This is a genomic window from Pantoea phytobeneficialis, assembly GCF_009728735.1.
Taxonomy (GTDB): Bacteria; Pseudomonadota; Gammaproteobacteria; order Enterobacterales; family Enterobacteriaceae; genus Pantoea; species Pantoea phytobeneficialis.
In genome coordinates this window covers 13332-30709 of sequence record NZ_CP024637.1, presented here as the reverse complement: position 1 = coordinate 30709, position 17378 = coordinate 13332, and the positions used below count along the sequence as shown (strand labels likewise).

At 56.6% G+C, this 17378-nt stretch carries 16 protein-coding genes; 10 read left to right on the top strand and 6 right to left on the bottom strand.

The features are described 5' to 3' along the window. Positions 1-62: 62 nt before the first annotated feature. The 3 genes from CTZ24_RS20330 to CTZ24_RS20320 all read left to right on the top strand — a co-directional run bounded on the left by CTZ24_RS20330 (position 63) and on the right by CTZ24_RS20320 (position 2675). Complete coding sequence (locus CTZ24_RS20330) at positions 63-323, top strand: hypothetical protein (RefSeq protein WP_437180281.1); 261 nt, start codon at positions 63-65, stop codon at positions 321-323. After that, the gene (locus CTZ24_RS20325; protein ID WP_208726014.1) at positions 320-1846 is read left to right on the top strand and encodes a sodium:solute symporter family protein; all 1527 of its coding nucleotides are present in this window, start codon (positions 320-322) and stop codon (positions 1844-1846) included. Before CTZ24_RS20330 ends, CTZ24_RS20325 begins: the two co-directional genes overlap by 4 nt. 139 nt (positions 1847-1985) lie before the next feature. After that, complete coding sequence (locus CTZ24_RS20320; protein ID WP_208726555.1) at positions 1986-2675, top strand: DJ-1/PfpI family protein; 690 nt, start codon at positions 1986-1988, stop codon at positions 2673-2675. Here CTZ24_RS20320 and CTZ24_RS20315 read toward each other — a convergent pair. The 4 genes from CTZ24_RS20315 to CTZ24_RS20300 are packed head-to-tail and all read right to left on the bottom strand — an operon-like array spanning position 2665 to position 9237. Beyond that, the gene (locus CTZ24_RS20315) at positions 2665-4257 is read right to left on the bottom strand and encodes a cyclic peptide export ABC transporter (RefSeq protein ID WP_208726013.1); all 1593 of its coding nucleotides are present in this window, start codon (positions 4255-4257) and stop codon (positions 2665-2667) included. The two genes, CTZ24_RS20320 and CTZ24_RS20315, sit on opposite strands and share 11 nt — an antisense overlap. A gap of 8 nt (positions 4258-4265) precedes the next feature. Beyond that, a complete protein-coding gene (gene fhuB, locus CTZ24_RS20310) occupies positions 4266-6248 on the bottom strand; it encodes a Fe(3+)-hydroxamate ABC transporter permease FhuB (protein ID WP_208726012.1) in 1983 nt (660 codons plus the stop codon). Continuing rightward, positions 6245-7114, bottom strand: a complete 870-nt coding sequence (locus CTZ24_RS20305) for an ABC transporter substrate-binding protein (protein ID WP_208726011.1) — start codon at positions 7112-7114, stop codon at positions 6245-6247. The genes fhuB and CTZ24_RS20305 overlap by 4 nt, the downstream gene beginning before the upstream one ends. Beyond that, positions 7108-9237: a TonB-dependent siderophore receptor gene (locus CTZ24_RS20300; protein WP_208726010.1), complete on the bottom strand. Its 2130-nt coding sequence runs from the start codon at positions 9235-9237 to the stop codon at positions 7108-7110. Before CTZ24_RS20300 ends, CTZ24_RS20305 begins: the two co-directional genes overlap by 7 nt. Before the next feature lie 158 nt (positions 9238-9395). On the opposite strand from CTZ24_RS20300, the gene CTZ24_RS20295 reads away from it, so the two are divergent. From CTZ24_RS20295 to CTZ24_RS20265, 7 genes are all read left to right on the top strand, one after another. Beyond that, a complete protein-coding gene (locus CTZ24_RS20295) occupies positions 9396-10181 on the top strand; it encodes an AraC family transcriptional regulator (protein ID WP_208726009.1) in 786 nt (261 codons plus the stop codon). Between the two features lie 419 nt (positions 10182-10600). Further along, positions 10601-11797 carry a M20 metallopeptidase family protein gene (locus tag CTZ24_RS20290; RefSeq protein ID WP_208726008.1) on the top strand — a complete coding sequence of 399 codons (1197 nt, stop codon included), beginning with the start codon at positions 10601-10603 and terminating at the stop codon, positions 11795-11797. Between the two features lie 16 nt (positions 11798-11813). Continuing rightward, positions 11814-12659, top strand: a complete 846-nt coding sequence (locus CTZ24_RS20285) for a transporter substrate-binding domain-containing protein (RefSeq protein ID WP_208726007.1) — start codon at positions 11814-11816, stop codon at positions 12657-12659. A 12-nt stretch (positions 12660-12671) separates the two neighbouring features. After that, positions 12672-13391 carry an ABC transporter permease gene (locus tag CTZ24_RS20280; RefSeq protein ID WP_208726006.1) on the top strand — a complete coding sequence of 240 codons (720 nt, stop codon included), beginning with the start codon at positions 12672-12674 and terminating at the stop codon, positions 13389-13391. Between the two features lie 9 nt (positions 13392-13400). Further along, on the top strand, positions 13401-14084 hold the full coding sequence (locus CTZ24_RS20275) for an ABC transporter permease (RefSeq protein WP_208726005.1): 684 nt from the start codon (positions 13401-13403) through the stop codon (positions 14082-14084). Further along, the gene (locus CTZ24_RS20270) at positions 14084-14860 is read left to right on the top strand and encodes an ABC transporter ATP-binding protein (RefSeq protein WP_208726004.1); all 777 of its coding nucleotides are present in this window, start codon (positions 14084-14086) and stop codon (positions 14858-14860) included. The genes CTZ24_RS20275 and CTZ24_RS20270 overlap by 1 nt, the downstream gene beginning before the upstream one ends. 389 nt (positions 14861-15249) lie before the next feature. Then, on the top strand, positions 15250-15645 hold the full coding sequence (locus CTZ24_RS20265; protein WP_208726003.1) for a response regulator transcription factor: 396 nt from the start codon (positions 15250-15252) through the stop codon (positions 15643-15645). A 2-nt stretch (positions 15646-15647) separates the two neighbouring features. Here CTZ24_RS20265 and CTZ24_RS20260 read toward each other — a convergent pair whose 3' ends face one another. Both CTZ24_RS20260 and CTZ24_RS20255 read right to left on the bottom strand, forming a co-directional pair. Next, positions 15648-16427, bottom strand: a complete 780-nt coding sequence (locus tag CTZ24_RS20260; protein WP_208726002.1) for a molybdate ABC transporter permease subunit — start codon at positions 16425-16427, stop codon at positions 15648-15650. Then, positions 16424-17350, bottom strand: coding sequence for an extracellular solute-binding protein (locus CTZ24_RS20255; protein WP_208726001.1), 927 nt, complete (start codon positions 17348-17350; stop codon positions 16424-16426). The genes CTZ24_RS20260 and CTZ24_RS20255 overlap by 4 nt, the downstream gene beginning before the upstream one ends. Positions 17351-17378 lie beyond the last annotated feature (28 nt).

Below are 17378 nucleotides of genomic sequence, written 5' to 3'. Positions count from 1 at the left end.
TGACAGCAGGTAAAGGAGTGCGCACACCGTCATTGTAAATTTCGGAGGGGATTATGAGTACCATGATCATGGCACAACAGTTGCGTGCCCGCATAAGCATCAAAAATAAAATCTTTGCCATCTATCTGCTGGCGTTATTACTTCTGGCGCTTTGTCCACCGTTATATTTAAGCGTCAGCGGAAGCGGTGCGTTATTTCTTGGCGTTCCGTTGCCAATTATCTACTGGCTTTCTATTGCGGTATTTCTTGGCGTCGGATTATGGGTGATGTATCTCGCTGAATGTGCTTTTGGCGAAATTCCCGCGGATGAGGAAGTATCATGAAAATTAGCACCGCAGAACCACATTATTTAATTACCTTTGGCATGATCGGTTTATTTCTGGCGATCATGATTGCTGTCCTGTATACCACGAACCGTAAAAGCACCTCGTTTTCCGATTATGCAGTGGGTGGACGCTCTTACGGTCCCTGGTACATCGCCATGAGCTACACCAACTCCTGGTGGCCGGGCGCAACCTTTACCGCGTTTTTTGCGCTGTCGGTCAGCGGCGTGATTGGCTTCTATGGCGCGGTTTACTCAACGCTCGGCGTCACCGCGATGTACCTGATGGCGCGGCGTGCCTGGAAGTGGGGGCAACACTTTAATTTGACCACGCAGCCCGACCTGCTGGGTATGCGCTACAACAGCCCGGCGGTGAAACGAGTGGCGTCAATTATCGGCATCATTTGTGTCTTCCCGTGGGTGGTGATGGGAATTCAGGCACTGGCGCTGTTGGTGGAGTTCGCCAGCTTTGGCCGCTGGGGCGTGACCACCTGTCTGATCGCCGGCGTGCTGCTGATCCTGGTGCGTCAGTACTGGACCGTCAGCATGGGTATGCGTGGTTTGATTATGACCGACATGTATCAGGGGATTATCGCCTATGGCCTCGGTGCGCTGGTTTGCGTAGTACTGCTGTTCAGCGGTGATCACAGCTTTGGTCAGCTATCGTCACTGCCGCCTGCGATGTTGCAGATTCCGGGTGCAGAAGGCTCCCATTACGGCCCCTGGTATATGTTCAGCCTGATTTTTACCGGTGTGGTTGGTTCGATGTGTTGGCCAATGAGTTTCCAGCGCATTTACACCGCCAGCGGTATTCGTGCGGTAAAGAAGGGGACATTGCTGACAATCCTGCTGGTGGGCGGTTTCTACGCCATTCTGATGTTGTTCGCTACGGCGGTGAGCCAGGATCCCAATGTGCAGGCCAATCCGCAGAACGGTTTCTTCACGGCGTTGTTTGATCAGGGCGGTCCGTGGTTGCTGGCACTGGCGCTGGTGATTGTGCTGGCGGCGAGTATCGGCCATGTTGATGGTTGTGTGCAGGTGTGCGGTACGCAATTTGCCAACGATCTTGCTACCTGGAATAAGCCGCGCAGCGATCGTCAACTGACGGTACTGGCGAAGTCCGGCATGGTGGTGTTTATTGCAGCGGCAGCGCTGCTGGCTTATTTCACCTTTAACTACTCGCGTTTGCAGTTGCTGGCGCAGATCTCCTATCAGGGGATCATCCAACTGGCGGTGCCGCTGTTCTTCGGTATCTTCAGTCGCTTTGGCAACAAGCAGGGCGCGCTGCTGGGGATGATGACCGGCATCATTATTGCGATCGTGCTGACGGTGTTTTTCCCGGATGACATCCCGGTGCTTGGCTCACTTACCAGCGGCATTGTTGGCCTGGCGGGTAACCTGCTGGTGTTTGTCGCCTGCGGTGTGCTGGTGCCGGTGGATGCAAAAGAGAAAGCGCGGGTTGATGAGCTGTTTGCGCTGGCAGAACGCCCGGCCCAACCGATGGCGAAACCGGTACTGAATTAACGTGTATTGCGTAGCGGCGCGATTTATCGCGCTGTTTAAACAACGCGCGATAAATCGCGCCGCTACGAATCAGGATGCAACTTTCCCCAAACAAGTCCATGATAAGTCGATAATTCCCTCCCTGGAGTCGCTCATGGCAATGTCCACCCCCTTCAATATTGGTCTGCTGCTTTTCCCGGAACTGACGCAACTTGATCTGACTGGTCCGTGGGAAGTGTTTGCCCGTATGCCAGGCGTCAGCAACTATCTGGTATGGAAAGACCGTCAGCCCGTGATGTCTGACCGTGGTCTGACTATGTTGCCGACGACCACCTTCGCGGATTGCCCACCGCTGGATCTGATCTGTATCCCCGGCGGGCCGGGCCAGATTGCCCTGATGGACGATGAAGAGACGTTGGCCTTTGTGCGTCGTGTGGCGGAAAACGCGCAGTGGGTCACGTCGGTTTGTACCGGGTCGCTGGTGTTAGGGGCGGCAGGGTTGTTGCAGGGCTATCGCGCCACTTCACATTGGGGATCGATTGATCAGCTCAGTTTGTTTGGCGCAACGCCGGTGCAAGAGCGAGTGGTGCGTGACCGCAACCGTATTACCGGTGCGGGTGTCACCTCGGGCATCGATTTTGCGCTGACGGTGGCTGAGGAACTCCTGGGACGTGATGCGGCGGAGGCTATTCAGTTGCAGATGGAATACGACCCCGCACCGCCTTTCGATAGCGGTTCACCGCGCAGCGCTTCAGCGGAAAGGCTGACACAGGCCCAACAGCAGATGGCCGCGTTCATCGCCCGCCGTCGTGCGGCGAGCGAAAAGGCAGGGGAGCGCCTTAAGCGTTAATCAATTGGCCCAGTTCCAGTTTCAGGCAGCGATCGGCGAGGTGAAAATAGCGATCGTCATGGGTGATCACCAGCACCGTCTTGCCGCGGGCTTTAAGCGCGGGCAACAGTTGATGATAAAACACCTCGCGAAACGCCGGGTCCTGATCGGCGGCCCACTCGTCAAACAGATAGAACGGACGATCTTCCAGCCATGCCACCAGCAGCGCCAGCCGTTTGCGCTGTCCGGTGGAAAGCGCCAGCGTGGAAAACACGCCGTTTTCCAGTGTGACCTTGTGCTGTAGCTGCAAGGCCGTCAGCAATTGCTGCGCCTCGTCATTCCAGCGCGCAGTCGCAATCCCCTGTAAATCATCAAACAGATGAAAATCGTTAAACACCGCCGAGAACAACTGGCGATAGCGCGCGCGGTTGGCGTCGGTGACGGCGACATTGTCGAGCAGCAACGCGCCGCCATCAGGTTGATACAGGCCGGTGATAAGCCGGGCGAGGGTCGTTTTGCCGCTACCGTTGCCCCCGGTGAGATATACAAGCTCGCCGGGGGTGAATTGCAATGAAATCGGCCCAACCTGAAAGCCGTTTGGTGTGCCGTGATGATAGATCAGGTCGCGCAGCGCCAGCGTGTGAAAGGTCGACGGTGGTGTGTCGAAGTGAGTTTGCTCCGGCGGCAGTTGCTGCTGCATGGTATTGATGCGTTTCAGGGCAACCTGGGTCAGCGTCAGGCTTGGCAAAGTGGAGAGGGTGCTCTCAATCGGCACAATCATATAAAGAAACACCATCGCGAAACCCGAAAGCACTGCGCCACGCAGATCCAGCACCTGCGCCAGCAAAAACATCACCACGCCGATAAAAGCAAAAAAGAACACACTGGCCCAGATGTTCGCCAGCGAGTACAACACATAACCGCGTGTGCGCTCGACGCGTACCTGTTCAATGGTGGTAAACAAGCGGTTGTGCAGAAACGCTTGTTTGCGTGCGGCGTGCAGGCGCAGTTCTTTGGCTCCGCTGAACAGCGCGTTAACATCGCCAGTCAGGGTTTCTTCGCGCTGGCGTGACTGACGCATCAGTTGCAGAGCGCGGCGATGCACCCAACTGTAACCCAGCGAGCCGATAAATACGGTCACGATAGCAATCGCCATCACCGGCAGCGACAGATAGCCCAAATACGCCATGCAGCCGACAATCACCGCCAGCGACATAATGAACGCGGGCAGCGAGACAAAAAACACCACCACCTGATCGAGATCCTGCGTCAGGATACTGAGCGCGCGCGGCATGCCGTGTGTCTCCAGATCGGCGTAGCGTGCATCGGCCACCTGCTGCACCAGCATCCGGCGCAACTGTGCTTTGCTACGCTGCCCCATTGCCATAAACAGCGACTGACTCAGGGTGCGGGTACCAAGCATCAGTAACGCCAGCAGGGCAAATTGCCACGCCAGCTGTAAACGTTGCGCATCGCTGGCGTTGAGTCCCTGATTGATCAGCGCCAGTAGTCCGGCATTGCTTAAACCGCCCACCACGCTACAACCGAGCGCGAGAAAAAACAGCGCACCGGTGGTGCGCAGTAACATCAGGTAAATCGCCACCTCATCTCCTATGAGTTTGTACTATTCAGCGGACGCCATAGCAGCAGCGCCAGCCACGGGCCACCAATCAACGTTGCCATCAGTCCGGCCGGAATTTGTCGTGGATACAAAAGATTATTGCCTGCCCAGTCAGCCAGCATCATTAACACTGCCGCGATCAGCACTGCCAGCGTCAGTTGTTGGAGCGGTCGGCGCGCGCCCAGTTGCCGTGCCAGTTGTGGGCCGAGCAGGCCAATAAACGACAGCGGGCCGACGATTAAGGTTGCGACGCCGGTCATGGCGGCCGCCAACACCATCAACAGCAGGCGCGCCTGCGTCACATCAAGCCCCAGCGAGGGGGACACGCTGCTCAAGGGTAACAACAGTAAAGCCCGCCTCAGCAACGGCGTCAGCGCCAGCAACAGCAGTGCCAGCACCAGCGCAATACCCGCGGTACTGGCGTTAACATAGTAGGTTGAACCGGTCATCAGTTGGCGCAACATCGCGGCTGCCATGCCGTTATTACTCAGTACCACCGCTGCGACTGACTGGAACAACGCCGTGATCGCCAACCCGCTCAATAACATCCGTTGTGGATTCAGCGCGTAGTGGCGCGCCTGCCACAAGGTCAGCGCCAGCGTCAGTAATGCACCCACCGCACTGCTTGCCAGCATGGCGACGACGCCACCCAGCGGCCACAGCAGCAACTGCACGGTGATTCCGAGCGCAGCACCCGCGCCAATCCCCAACAGTTCCGGGCTGGCCATCGGGTTGCGGCTGATGCGCTGAATAATCACGCCTGCTGCCGCCAGCAACATCCCGGCGGAGATCGCCGCCAGCAGACGTGGCAGGCGGAACGGTAGCATCGCCCGCAGTTCGTTAAGGGAACTCCAGTGCCAGCCGTGAATACCACGGGCAAAATCGAGCGACACCGCCAGCATCAGAAAAAAGAGCAGCGCGACCGGCAGCAGCGTATAGCGAGCGCCAGGATAGGGGGGCTGGTGTGGTTCACTGACATCGGGTTGGAAAATATGGCGCAGACGGGGTAAAAACCACAACAGCAACGGGCCACCCGCCAGCGCCGTCATCATCCCGGTGGGCAACAGGAGGCCGCCAATACCGTTAAGACGGCTAACGCCCTGATCGGTTAACCACAGCAGACCGGCGGCCAGCAACGGTGACCAGATCAGTTTTTGTCGTAAAGTTTTTGCCCCGGCCAGCACGGCAAGATGGGGGGCGGCGAGGCCAATAAAACCAATCACACCCACCACACTGATGACCAGGCTGCTGATCACTAACGCCGACAACAACGCCACGCCGCGCACGATGCCGGCAGGCAGACCAATGGAGCGGCTCACCTGTTCATTCAGTGTCAACAGCCGCAGCGGGCGCAGAATAAAGCATACTGGCAGCGCGGCTATCACGACCCTTGGCAGTAACCACGCTAGCTGGCTGGCGTTTTCCTGCGCCAGCGTGCCACCCCCCCAGATAAATACGGCGGCCAGCGAACGGTCATAAATCACTGACAACAGCAGATTGACCGATCCGCAATAGAGATTGACCAGCATACCCGCCAGCGTCAGCGCCAGGGGGGTGAAACCCTGGCGCAAACTCAGCAGAAACACCACGGCAAAGGCGAGCAGCGCACCGCTGAACGCCACCCATTCACGCCCGGCCAGCAACCATGACGGACCAACCAGCGCGGCCAGCGACAATGCCAGGGTGGCCCCGGAGGCGATACCTAACGTCATCGGTTCGGCCAGTGGGTTACGTAATGCTTGTTGCATCACCACGCCGGTAAAGCCGAGCGCCAGTCCGCACAGCCACGCCATGCCCTGGCGCGGTAGCCACATCTGGCTGAAGATCTGTTGTGCAAGGCTGAGTTGTGCATTGCCCTGTAGCGCTTGCCAGGCGGCTGACCACGTCAGTTGTTGATGGCTTTGGTGCAGGCTGAGGGCCAGCGCGACGGCAAACAGCAAACCACAGAGCCAGCCTGGATGTCGTCCTGTCATGCGTGGGCTTCCTGTAGCGCGTTCACCAGCGTTTCGGCAAAACGCACCGCCGTGAGTACGCCGCCTTCCGTCGATAGCCCATCTGGCAGAACCACTCTCTGATGGCCGCCACGCATCAGGGTATGCCACAACGGAGAGGTCAGCATCGGGCTAAGATCCACTTCCGGCCAGGACGGCAGCAGCACCAGCCAGCCAGGTGGCATTTGCGCCAGTTGCTCCAGTTCCAGCGTTGCCACGCCCTGCGCACCTACGGCAAACGGGACGTGATGACCCAGGCCCAGCAACGCCAGCATGTCATTGAACAAACTGCCCGGTCCGAACGCCAGCACATGCAGGGTATCCAGCGGATGCAGCAGATAGAGGGGGCGAGGCTGAAAATGCGCGGCGCGCTGACGCGCCTGATCAAGACGTGCCAGCAGGGGGGCCATCACGCGATCCGCCCGACCAGGATCCCCTGCCAGCTCGGCTAATGCGTGCAGATTTTGCTGCGCCTGTTGCCAGGGATGTGGGCTGTAAGTCGCAAAGTAATGCAGCGGGGCGATACGCGATAACTGCGCTTCAGCCATGCGGTGCGCGGGCGTCACCAGCAACTGAGTGGGGCGCAACTCAAACAAGGTTTCATAGTTGGGCTGAAATAGCAGGCCGACATCGACCACCTGTGGCGGCAATGTTGGCTGGCTAAACAGGCGGCGATACCAGTCGGTCGCCGCAACCCCCACCGGTGTGATACCCAGCAGTAGCGCCATTTCGGTTAATCCCCAATCGAGGATCACCCAGCGGGGCGCGTTGGCGGCCCGCAGTGGATATGAAAGCAGGGCAGCGCTTGCCAGCGCGCCCTGGATCAGTTGCCGACGACGGATTACCACTGATAACTCACCGTGGCGATCAACTGGCGGCGCAGGCCAAAGTGGCAACCAAGATCGTTACAGTTGCTGATGTACTGTTTATCCGTCAGGTTTTGCAGATTCAGCGCCAACTGCCACTCCTGCCAGCGATAACGCATCATCGCATCGTAGATGGTTCTGGCCGGGACTTTCAGGCTGTTGTCGGTGGTCGCGTAGTTGGTGCCAACATAGCGGGCACCGCCGCCGAGGGTGATGCCATCGAAGATGCCGGGTAACGCGTACTCGGTCCACAGACTGGCGGTCTGGCGCGCAATCGCCACCGGCTGTTTGCCTTCGGTATCATCGTTTGCTGAGATCACTTTCGGGTTGGTCAATGCATATGACGCATTCACCAGCCAGCGCGAAGTAATATTGGCTTTGCCTTCCAGCTCGAAGCCCTGCGAACGAATCTCACCGGTCTGCACCGAGTAGTTGACGTGATCCGGATCAGCAGTCAGTACATTGGTCTGACGCAGGTCGTAAAGCGCAGCGCTGAACAACGCATTAAAGCCATTCGGCTGATACTTGATACCCACTTCCGACTGTTTGCCTTTGGTCGGTTTGAAGGGGTCCCCGCCGTAAGTGGTGCCCGACTGTGGCTGGAACGACGTACCGTAGCTGATATAGGGGGCGATACCGTTATCAAAATGGTACATCAGTCCGGCACGACCGGTGGTTGCATAGTCGTTCAACTCGGTGCGGGTTCCGGTGTTCCAGTTCTGCGCCCGACTCTGCGCCTGGTCATAACGGCCACCGAGGTTCAGGATCCAGTGGTTCCACTTCATGCTGTCCTGCACGTAGAAACCAAGCTGGGTCATAAAGGAACGGTTGTGGTAGTCAATCGATGGGCTGGCCACCGGAGTACTGTAATCCGGGTTGAGATAGCTGATATCGGACGCAGTACCGTAGCCGCTGTTTTGTCGCAGATCGTCATGTACATAATCCATCCCCAGCGTGACGGCATGATTAACCGGGCCGGTGTAGAGGTTGCCCTGCACATTGGTATCAACATCAAAGGCGTTAAAGGACTCGATGATGCGCATACTGTCGCGGCTGACGGTGGCCGATCCATCGACGTTGGTGCCGGTGGGATAGACCATCTGATAATCGCTGCTGGTATGCAGATAACGCAGATTCTGATGCACGCTCCAGGTGTCATCGAATTTGTGCATAAAGTCGTAGCCAACACTGGCCTGCTCACGGCGGTAGTAATCAAAACCGGGCTGACCGCCGTAGAAGTTGTCGGAGAAATTCCCCTGTGCCAGGTGGATCAGGCTGCCTTCCAGCGGCATTTGGTTGTAAAAACCGGTGTAAGGGTCTTTGCGGAATTGGGAAAGCAGCGTTAGCCGCGTGTCATCATTGGGCTGCCAGGTCAGCGCCGGGGCGATGTCATAGTGCTTGTATTTGGTGTAATCGACCTGAGTATCGCTGCGTGACCAGGTTCCGGTAATGCGTCCTAACCAATGTTCATCATTATCCAGTGCGCCTGAGAGATCTAACCCGGTTTCAAACAGATTATGGCTGCCGGTACTGACAAAAATCTGGTGGATCGGTTCGGCGGTGGGGCGCTTGCTTACCATATTGACCACACCGCCAGGACTGGCCTGACCAAAGGTGACGGAGTCCGGGCCTTTGACCACTTCGACGCGATCCAGCAGGAAAGTATCGAAATTCGGACGCGACCAGTACGTCACCGTAGGCAAGCGCAGGCCATCGAGAAACTCATCGGCTGAAAAGCCGCGAATGGTGATGTCATCAAAACGATAATCCGCACCGCCGCCCTCTGAGCCGATCCCGCTGTTGTAGCGCAACGCCTGCGCCACGTTCAACGCACCTTGTGAGGCCATCTGCGCCTGGGTGATCACCGAAATACTTTGCGGCGTTTCGATTAACGGACGGCTGCTTTTGGTGACAGAATCGGCTTTCTTCGCCACCTGGTTCCAGCTATCGGCATCGCCGCCATCGCTATCGACATTATTATTGGCGGTGACGGTCAGCGTGGTGTCGTGCGTATTATTGTTATCTGCGGCCCATGCAGGTGCGCTGCTAAACAGAATCAGCAGCATTGCGCTCAGCGGTGTGCGCTGAAAAGTGCGATGACGCATTAAATTAATCCCCGATATAGTCCAATACCCTAAAATAGTGATACAAATGATAATCATTCCTATTTTATTTCATAGCGCCCCGCTGGCGGCTTTGCGAGATCACACACCGGAATGACGCAGAGCAGACAGCAATCGGCAATCTGACAGGATTGGGTGAGATGGTATTGAACAAACCACGGTTAGCTGACGATTCCCCGGCGCTACCGTTATTGACCACACGGGAAATGCATTATCACGCGGGACGTGAGGAGCGCTGGCATGCGCATGAAGTGGCACAACTGGTGTTGTGTTTACAGGGTGTGATGCGGGTACAGACGCACACCGCATCCTGGACCTTAACGCCTGGCAGGGCGTTGTGGCTGCCGGGCACGGTTCCTCATGCGCTGACGGCGTTAAGCGATATTCGCAGTCTGAGTTTGTATCTGGAACCGGTAGTGGCACGCGCCTTTTGGCCGGAAGCGCACAGCATGATGATTTCGCCGCTACTCCAGGCGTTGATGCAGACGCTGGTGGAGATTGGGTTGCAGCCACATCCCGATCTACAGCGTGTTGAACTGGTAACGCCGTTGCTACTGGATGAATTGCGCCGCGCCCCGGAGGGTCCGGTGTGTGTATTACCGTTACCCGCGGATCGTCGCCTGATGAACATTTGCCAGCAGCTACTGCAAAGCCCGGCCAGCAGTGACACGCTGGAGGAGTGGGGCAGTCGTGTTGGCGCCAGTTCACGGACTCTCGCGCGGTTGTTCCGCGATCAAACCGGTATCACCTTTACCCAATGGCGACAGCAGTTGCGTTTGTCGGAAGCGTTGGTCCAACTGGCGCAGGGCCAGCCGGTGTTACGCATTGCCAGTCAGCTTGGCTATCAAAGCCCCAGCGCCTTTATCTCCATGTTCCGCCGTTTACTCGGCGATACACCGCAACGCTTTTTGCGAATTTCAGGCTGAAATCGCCAGCCGGAAAGTCGGTCGTCCCCGCGTATCACGCGGTTGAACCCAGGGATGGCGCTCTCAGGCTCGCCAGCAGTGTGGCATGGATTTTACACGCCGCGCGTCACGCCACCGTCGATAGAGCGTGAAATGAGTGGCCGAGCGGGTCCGATTGCGATGGGTTTTTTTTGTTCAGTAACAAAATCAGAAATGCTGATGATTCCGGGCCAGTTATGAATGTTATAACTGGTTCATTTGCCTGACGCGGTTTTTTATCCTGCCTTCGCAGGGGATTAGCAAAATATCACGAAAATTCAGCAAGTAACCCGCGAGATTGCGCGTTGCATTCTGCCAGGGGCTGTGAATAAATACAGAGACTTTCTTCATAAAAATGCCATAAAGGCCGGGCGTAAGCCTGAGAAAAGAACACCGCACTTATGACAGACCATAAAGCCACGTTGGCTCGGGAAATCAGCGCCAGAAGCGAAAGCCTCGAAGCGCATCTCATCGCTATCCGCCGTGATATTCACGCCCACCCGGAACTGGGTTTCGATACCATCCGCACCGCAAAAATTGTTGAGCAGGAACTGCTGGCACTGGGCCTGACGCCACAAACCGGCGTCGGCAAAACCGGTGTGATGGTGGATATCAAAGGTGAGTATCCCGGTAAGACCTTGCTGCTGCGCGCCGATATGGACGCGTTGCCGATTCACGAACAAACCGGATTGCCCTTCAGCAGCAACTATCCCGGTAAAATGCACGCCTGCGGGCACGATATTCATACCGCAACCATGTTGGGCGTGGCGGCGATCCTGCCGCATTACCGCCACCAGTTGCATGGCACTGTACGCCTGATTTTTCAACCCGCCGAAGAGACGCCGGAAAGTGGCGCGGAAGCGATGATTGCTGACGGTGCTGCCGATGGCATCGATCTGGCGGTGACGCTGCACAACAAACCTGAGCTGGCGGCCGGTGAAATCGGTCTGACGCGCGGGGCCAGCACGGCATCCAGCGATGAGTTTGATTTGGTAGTGCACGGCGTCTCTACCCATGCGGCACGCCCGCATATGGGGACCGACCCGATTATCGCTGCCGTGCATCTGATTACCCAGTTGCAGACCATCATCTCGCGTGAAGTCGATCCGTCGAACTCAGCGGTACTGACCGTTGGCCATATTCACGGTGGTACCACGCATAATATCGTCCCTGATAGCTGCCTGATTCAGGGCACGGTACGTGCCAAATCACCGGCCACGCGCGCGCATATCGAGACGGCGTTTAAACGTATTTGTGCCGGGGTGGCGCTGGCGCTGAACACGCGTATCGAGGTCAATTATCAGCGCGGCGTGCCGCCCCTGATGAATGATGATGCGTTGATTGATCAGCTGGAAACCATTCTGTCGCACCAGTTCGGTAAAACGATTGTGGCGAAACCCAGTGCCAGTTTCGGTGCCGAGGATTTCTCGCTGTTTACCGAACGTGCGCCGGGTTGCCAGATCCATATCGGTTCTGGCGCACCGGGTCGCGACGATCATCTGCACAACTCGGACTACCAGCCCGACGAGCGCAGTATTCACGCAGGCACTCAGGCTTTAGCCCGTTTAGCCATCGATCTACTCTCCAACAATCAATAACAAACTTTGAGGTTTTATGATGCGTAAAGGGCTTTTTACTGCTTCCGTTGGCATGCTGCTGCTTGCCTCTTCTGCTCTGGTCCAGGCGAAAGATTTCGGCACCCTGAAATTTGCTACTGAGGCGGCTTATCCTCCGTTTAACCAGTCCACACCGAGCGGCAAAATTGTCGGTTATGAGCCGGATATGGTGGCGGAGCTGGCAAAGCGCGTTGGCTTTAAATATGAGCTGGTGGCGCAGAAATGGTCTGGCATGATCCCAGGCCTGGTAGACGGCAAATATGACGCAGTGGTTGATGCGGTTACCGTTACGCCAAAGCGTGAAGAGGTGGTGGATTTTACCCATCAGTACACCGTGAGCGTTTCAGGTTTCGTGACCCTGAAGGGCAGTGCGCTGGATACCCTGCCGGGTAACAACGAAGTGGTCACGGCGGGCGATGAAGCGGGTATGACCAAAGCCATCGACGCGCTGCGCGCGAAATTCAAAGGCAAAACCATTGCCGTGCAGGTTGCCACCATTCAGGCTGACTTCCTGAATAAATACCTGGCCGATGTTGCCACCATCCGTACTTATCAGGGCGGCCCGGAAACCTTCGCTGACCTGCTGAATGGTCGTGTTGATGCGGTAATGGCGTCACGCACCAACCTCAACGCCTATGTGAAAAAGCACGCTGATACCGTAAACAGCACCGGCTACGGTTTTGTCGGCGGTGTGCTGGGTCAGGGTTCGGCTATTGCCTTGCGTAAAAACAACCCGGAACTGAAAGCCGCGCTGGATGCTGCGCTGGTATCGATGATCAAAGACGGCACCCTGAAACAGCTTTCTATCAAGTGGTTCGGCGAGAACGTCGCACCTGCGGAGTAATGCCTGACGCTTATGACTATCGACTGGCAACTGTTAGGGTTTGGTGACGAAGGCTGGGGCGGCGTGCTGCTCAATGCCGCCACCGTCACCGTGACCGTTTCTCTCTGCGCCTGGCTGCTGGGCGCAATTCTTGGCAGCCTGTTGTGCTGGATGCAGATTGGTGGATCGCGCTGGCAACAAAAGCTGGCGGGTGGTTACATCACGCTGTTTCGCGGTGTGCCGGAACTGTTGGTGATTTACCTGTTTTACTTTGGTGGCCGCCAGGTGGTGGCCTTCTTTGGTGAAATCCTCGATATCCCCGGCCCCTACGATGTAAACGGCTTTGTAGCCGGGGCCATCGCTATCGGCCTGATCTCCGGTGCTTATCAAAGCGGCGTGTTTCGCGGTGCGTATTACGCCATCCCAAAAGGCACGCTGGAAGCGGCCACCGTCACCGGTATGGGCCGTTTAATGATGTTTCGCCGCATGATTGTGCCGCAGGCGCTGAAAACGGCGCTGCCCGGCATGGGTAATCAGTGGCAATCGGTGATTAAAGAGTCGGCCCTGGTTTCGGTCACTGGCCTGGTGGAAACCATGAACCAGATTTCGACCGCCTCCAACTCAACGCAAATGCCGTTCTTCTTTTACAGCGTGGGAGCGGTGATTTATCTGATCATCACCACCTGTTCCGATTTTGTCTTCCGCTATGTGGAAAAAGTGGCCATGCGCGGGCAACAACGCGCCCGGTTGTAAGGAGGCCTGATGGATTTTTCCTTTTTGCAGCACACTCTGGTGGCGCTGCTGCGCGGATTACCGCTGACGCTCAATCTTGCCGTGCTGTCGCTGGTTGGCGGTGGCGTGCTGGCGCTGCTGCTTAATCTGCTACGTCAGAACCGAGCAGGCAGTTACCTGGCGCGTTTTTACGTCTGGCTGTTTCGTGGTACGCCGCTGCTGATCCAGATTTTTATGATCTACTACGGACTCGGCAGCTTACCGGCGGTGCGCGAAAGTATTTTCTGGCCGCTGCTGCGTGATCCTTACTGGTGTGGCCTGATCGCGTTAATTCTTAATGATGCGGCTTATACCTCAGAAATTCTGCGCGGTGGTTTGAACGCGGTAAGCGTGCAATCGCTGGAAGCGGCGAAGGTGTGCGGCATGTCGCGCTTCACCACCCTGCGGCGCATCACGCTGCCGATTGCCATCCGTCAGGCGCTGCCGGCGTATAGCAATGAAATCATCTCGATGATCAAATCGACCTCTCTGGTCAGTACCATCAGCCTGATGGAGATGACTGGAATTGCCGATTCGATTGTCTCCGAGACGTTCCGCGCGCTGGAGGTGTTTCTCAGCGCGGCGATTATTTACCTGCTGCTGACCGTGCTGGTGAGCAAAGGTGTGGCGCTGCTGGAGCGCCGTTTGTCCCCTTACTACGCTGGAGCACGTTAATGAGCAAACCGACTATCGCCCTGAGCCATCTCAGAAAAAGTTACGGTGGCCATGAAGTGCTGCACGACATCAGTCTGACGGCGCAGGACGGCGACGTGATTTCGCTGATTGGTGCCAGCGGCTCGGGCAAAAGTACCTTGCTGCGCTGTATTCCGTTCCTCGAAGTGCCGCAGGGCGGTGAAATTGCGGTGGGTGATGAGTTGGTCACCATCGATAACCCGCATGAAAAGCTGAATCGCGAGCAGCGTCGCAGCATCAAATTGATGCGTATGCAGCTTGGTTTTGTCTTCCAGAGTTTCAACCTGTGGCCGCATAAAACTGTGTTGCAAAACATCATGGAAGCGCCGGTCCATGTGCAGAAACGCAGCCAGAAAGAAGCGCTGGAGGAAGCCGAAGCGTTGCTGCATAAAGTTGGCCTGTATGAGAAACGCAACGCCTGGCCGTCGCAGCTTTCGGGTGGTCAGCAACAGCGGGTGGCGATTGCCCGTGCCCTGGCGCAACAGCCCAAGGCGATTCTGTTCGATGAACCCACCTCAGCACTGGACCCGGAACTGGTGGGTGAAGTGCTGCGCGTAATCCGTGGTCTGGCGGAAGAGGGGCGTACGATGATTATCGTCACCCATGAAATGGGTTTTGCCCGTGATGTTTCCAATAAAGCGGTGTTTTTGCATCAGGGTAAAATTGAAGAATCCGGCTCACCGCAGCAGGTGTTCAGTGACCCGATCTCGCCACGTTGTAAGGCCTTTGTCAGCAGCCATCTGCACCGTAACAGTTAATATGTAGCGGCGCGATTTATCGCGCAATAAATCGCGCCGCCACACGATGATACCTCCGGTGCAGGGAGGGCTTTTATCCCCGCGCCTCACCTTCCTGTTGTCTGAAAAATTTCGTTATAAAAAAAAGTGACATTTATCTCATCAGCGTAGCGCGGAAATAACGCGACCACTGAGGTGCTGGAGTCAGGCACCAACACGTCCATTATTGTTGACCCTAGGCGAAGTCACTGTTTTTTAAGGTGGAACTATTATTGCGACCGGTTATGGTCACCACGGAAAACTAAGCGCGGCGGCAGGTTGTTTATCTGGTGGAGATGCGGCTACGCGCAGACTATTATCAGCCCTCGCGGCGCGGGATTAGGCTGATATTTCAACTGCGGGGTAGTTTGATGAGTGCATTAATCTGGCTGGTGGACGACGATACACCATTACGCGAATCCATCGCGTTCCTGTTAAAAACGCTCGGTTACGACGTGGTGGATTTTGCCGAACTCGGCGGATTTGAAGCCTGTCTGCCCGACCCTGAGGCGGAGCCTTTTTCGGGGTGTCTGTTACTTGATGTCCCGCTCGCCGATTTTAATGGCCCCGGTTGGCTGGAAGAGAACAAGCGGCGGCATCCGTTGCTGCCCGTCATCATGATGGCCGATCATGATATCCCGGAAGCTTTTCGCCAGGATGCTTTTGCCGCCTTTACCAAACCGCTTGATGTTGAGCAACTGCTGGAGAGTATCAAACAGGCGATGGCGGAAAGCGCGCGACGTGTTGAGAGTTGGCGATCGGGATAATGTTAAACCAACACGTTTTTCCCTTGCTGCAACCGTCGCGAAGTGACGAAACACAGCAGCGGCACCGGCAGGGTAAAAAACAACAGCAACCACAACAGCACGTAAACCGCATCGACACCGTCATTTTGCAGGTTGTTGTACAGTTGCACCGGCATGCCTTGGGGAAAGTAAGCAAAGATCATCACAATGCCAAATTCACCCATGGCGCGCACCCAGGCGAGGGCGGTCGCTGAAGCCAGACCCGGCGCGGCAATCGGTACTGAAAGCCGCCAGAAACGTTGCCAGGGCGGTGCGCCGAGGGTACGTCCGGCTTCGAGAATCTCTTTTGGTACGCCGGCAAAGGCGGAACGCGCGGCGGTGACAAAATAGGGCAGTGCGCCATACCATTGCGCCAGCACAAAGGCTGCCGGGTTATTCACCAGCGTCATCCCAAAACGGCCAAGCAATTCGCCGGCCAGGCTGTAAGGCCCATAGGCGCTGACCAGCAAAATCCCCATTGCCAGCGGCGGCGTCAACAGAGGGATTAGCACCACCAACTCCACGACCAGGCGCGCTTTGCCACGCGCCTGTGACAGCCACCAGGCCACCGGTAAACCGCTGATAAAAATCAGTAGCAAGGCCACCGCCCCCAAACTGAGCGACGTGGCGATGGCATGGCTATCGCCCCACGCCAGCCGCAGATGTTGCCAGTGCGTCACACCAATCAGGGTGACGAACGGCACCGCCAGCAGCAGTAAGGCAGGGAGGGAGAGCCACAGCGCGGTGGGCTGGCGTTTTCTCATTGCGGGTACAAGGCTCCGCCTTTCGGTGCGGCATAGCCATTCTGTTTAAACAGCGCCTGGCCCGGCTGACTCAACATAAAGTCGACGAAGGCTTTCCCGGCGGCGGTGCCATTCGGGGCATTCTTCAGCACGGCTGCGTAGTACACCATCGGCTGGGTATGCAGCGTTTTATCGTTGCCCTGGCTGTCTTTCACCTGGAAGCTGACGGTGTCATACCACTGTTTGGCTTGATCCGGGTTACTGAGGTTGATCTCATCCGGCAGTGCAATGTAAGGCAGATGGGCGGAGATCACTTCGCTTTCATAACCGGCAGCGGCATCCACCTGTCCACTTTCCAGACGCGCCAGCAGGCCACCTTCCAGGTGAGTTTGCGCCGGGTTCTGTACGCCGCCCATGATTTTTTCTGCAATACCCGGCTGATGGTAATACTTCTCAGCCAGCAGCAGGGTAAACACGATGTTCTGACCTTTCGGATCGTTAATGGGGTCGGTGCGGCCAAATTTCAGACCTGGCGTTGCCAGTACCTTCAGCCAGCTGGCATCGCTGCCTTTGGCGTGTGCGAATTGCTGGGCATATTTCCCTTTCGGGCTATAGGCGATCACCATGCTGGTACTGGCGACCGGGACGGCGGTATCAATCAATCCGGCATCCTTCAGGATCTGCATCGGGCCGGGGGTGATGGAAACAAACACATCGGCGGTGATTTTCTTACTCGCCAGTAACCGCGCCATACCGTAAGCGCCCTGACCTTGACCCTGATAGTTGCCATTATGCTCTTTAGCAAAGGCTGGACCTAAAGCCTGGTCCATCACTTTACCCATCGAACCGGCGTAAGTGACGCGAATGTCGGTATTCGCCAGAGCATTGAGACTGACAGTTGCGCCCGCGGTGAGCAGTAGCGCGCTAAGAAGTTTAGATTGCATTCCATTTCTCGCTATATAATTAGGTAAA

Coding starts and splice junctions, on each gene's coding strand:
- CTZ24_RS20330 (WP_437180281.1), top strand. CDS start 63: ATGATCATGGCACAACAGTTGCGTGCCCGCATAAGCATCAAAAATAAA.
- CTZ24_RS20325 (WP_208726014.1), top strand. CDS start 320: ATGAAAATTAGCACCGCAGAACCACATTATTTAATTACCTTTGGCATG.
- CTZ24_RS20320 (WP_208726555.1), top strand. CDS start 1,986: ATGTCCACCCCCTTCAATATTGGTCTGCTGCTTTTCCCGGAACTGACG.
- fhuB (WP_208726012.1), bottom strand. CDS start 6,248: ATGACAGGACGACATCCAGGCTGGCTCTGTGGTTTGCTGTTTGCCGTC.
- CTZ24_RS20300 (WP_208726010.1), bottom strand. CDS start 9,237: ATGCGTCATCGCACTTTTCAGCGCACACCGCTGAGCGCAATGCTGCTG.
- CTZ24_RS20295 (WP_208726009.1), top strand. CDS start 9,396: ATGGTATTGAACAAACCACGGTTAGCTGACGATTCCCCGGCGCTACCG.
- CTZ24_RS20290 (WP_208726008.1), top strand. CDS start 10,601: ATGACAGACCATAAAGCCACGTTGGCTCGGGAAATCAGCGCCAGAAGC.
- CTZ24_RS20285 (WP_208726007.1), top strand. CDS start 11,814: ATGATGCGTAAAGGGCTTTTTACTGCTTCCGTTGGCATGCTGCTGCTT.
- CTZ24_RS20280 (WP_208726006.1), top strand. CDS start 12,672: ATGACTATCGACTGGCAACTGTTAGGGTTTGGTGACGAAGGCTGGGGC.
- CTZ24_RS20275 (WP_208726005.1), top strand. CDS start 13,401: ATGGATTTTTCCTTTTTGCAGCACACTCTGGTGGCGCTGCTGCGCGGA.
- CTZ24_RS20270 (WP_208726004.1), top strand. CDS start 14,084: ATGAGCAAACCGACTATCGCCCTGAGCCATCTCAGAAAAAGTTACGGT.
- CTZ24_RS20265 (WP_208726003.1), top strand. CDS start 15,250: ATGAGTGCATTAATCTGGCTGGTGGACGACGATACACCATTACGCGAA.
- CTZ24_RS20260 (WP_208726002.1), bottom strand. CDS start 16,427: ATGAGAAAACGCCAGCCCACCGCGCTGTGGCTCTCCCTCCCTGCCTTA.
- CTZ24_RS20255 (WP_208726001.1), bottom strand. CDS start 17,350: ATGCAATCTAAACTTCTTAGCGCGCTACTGCTCACCGCGGGCGCAACT.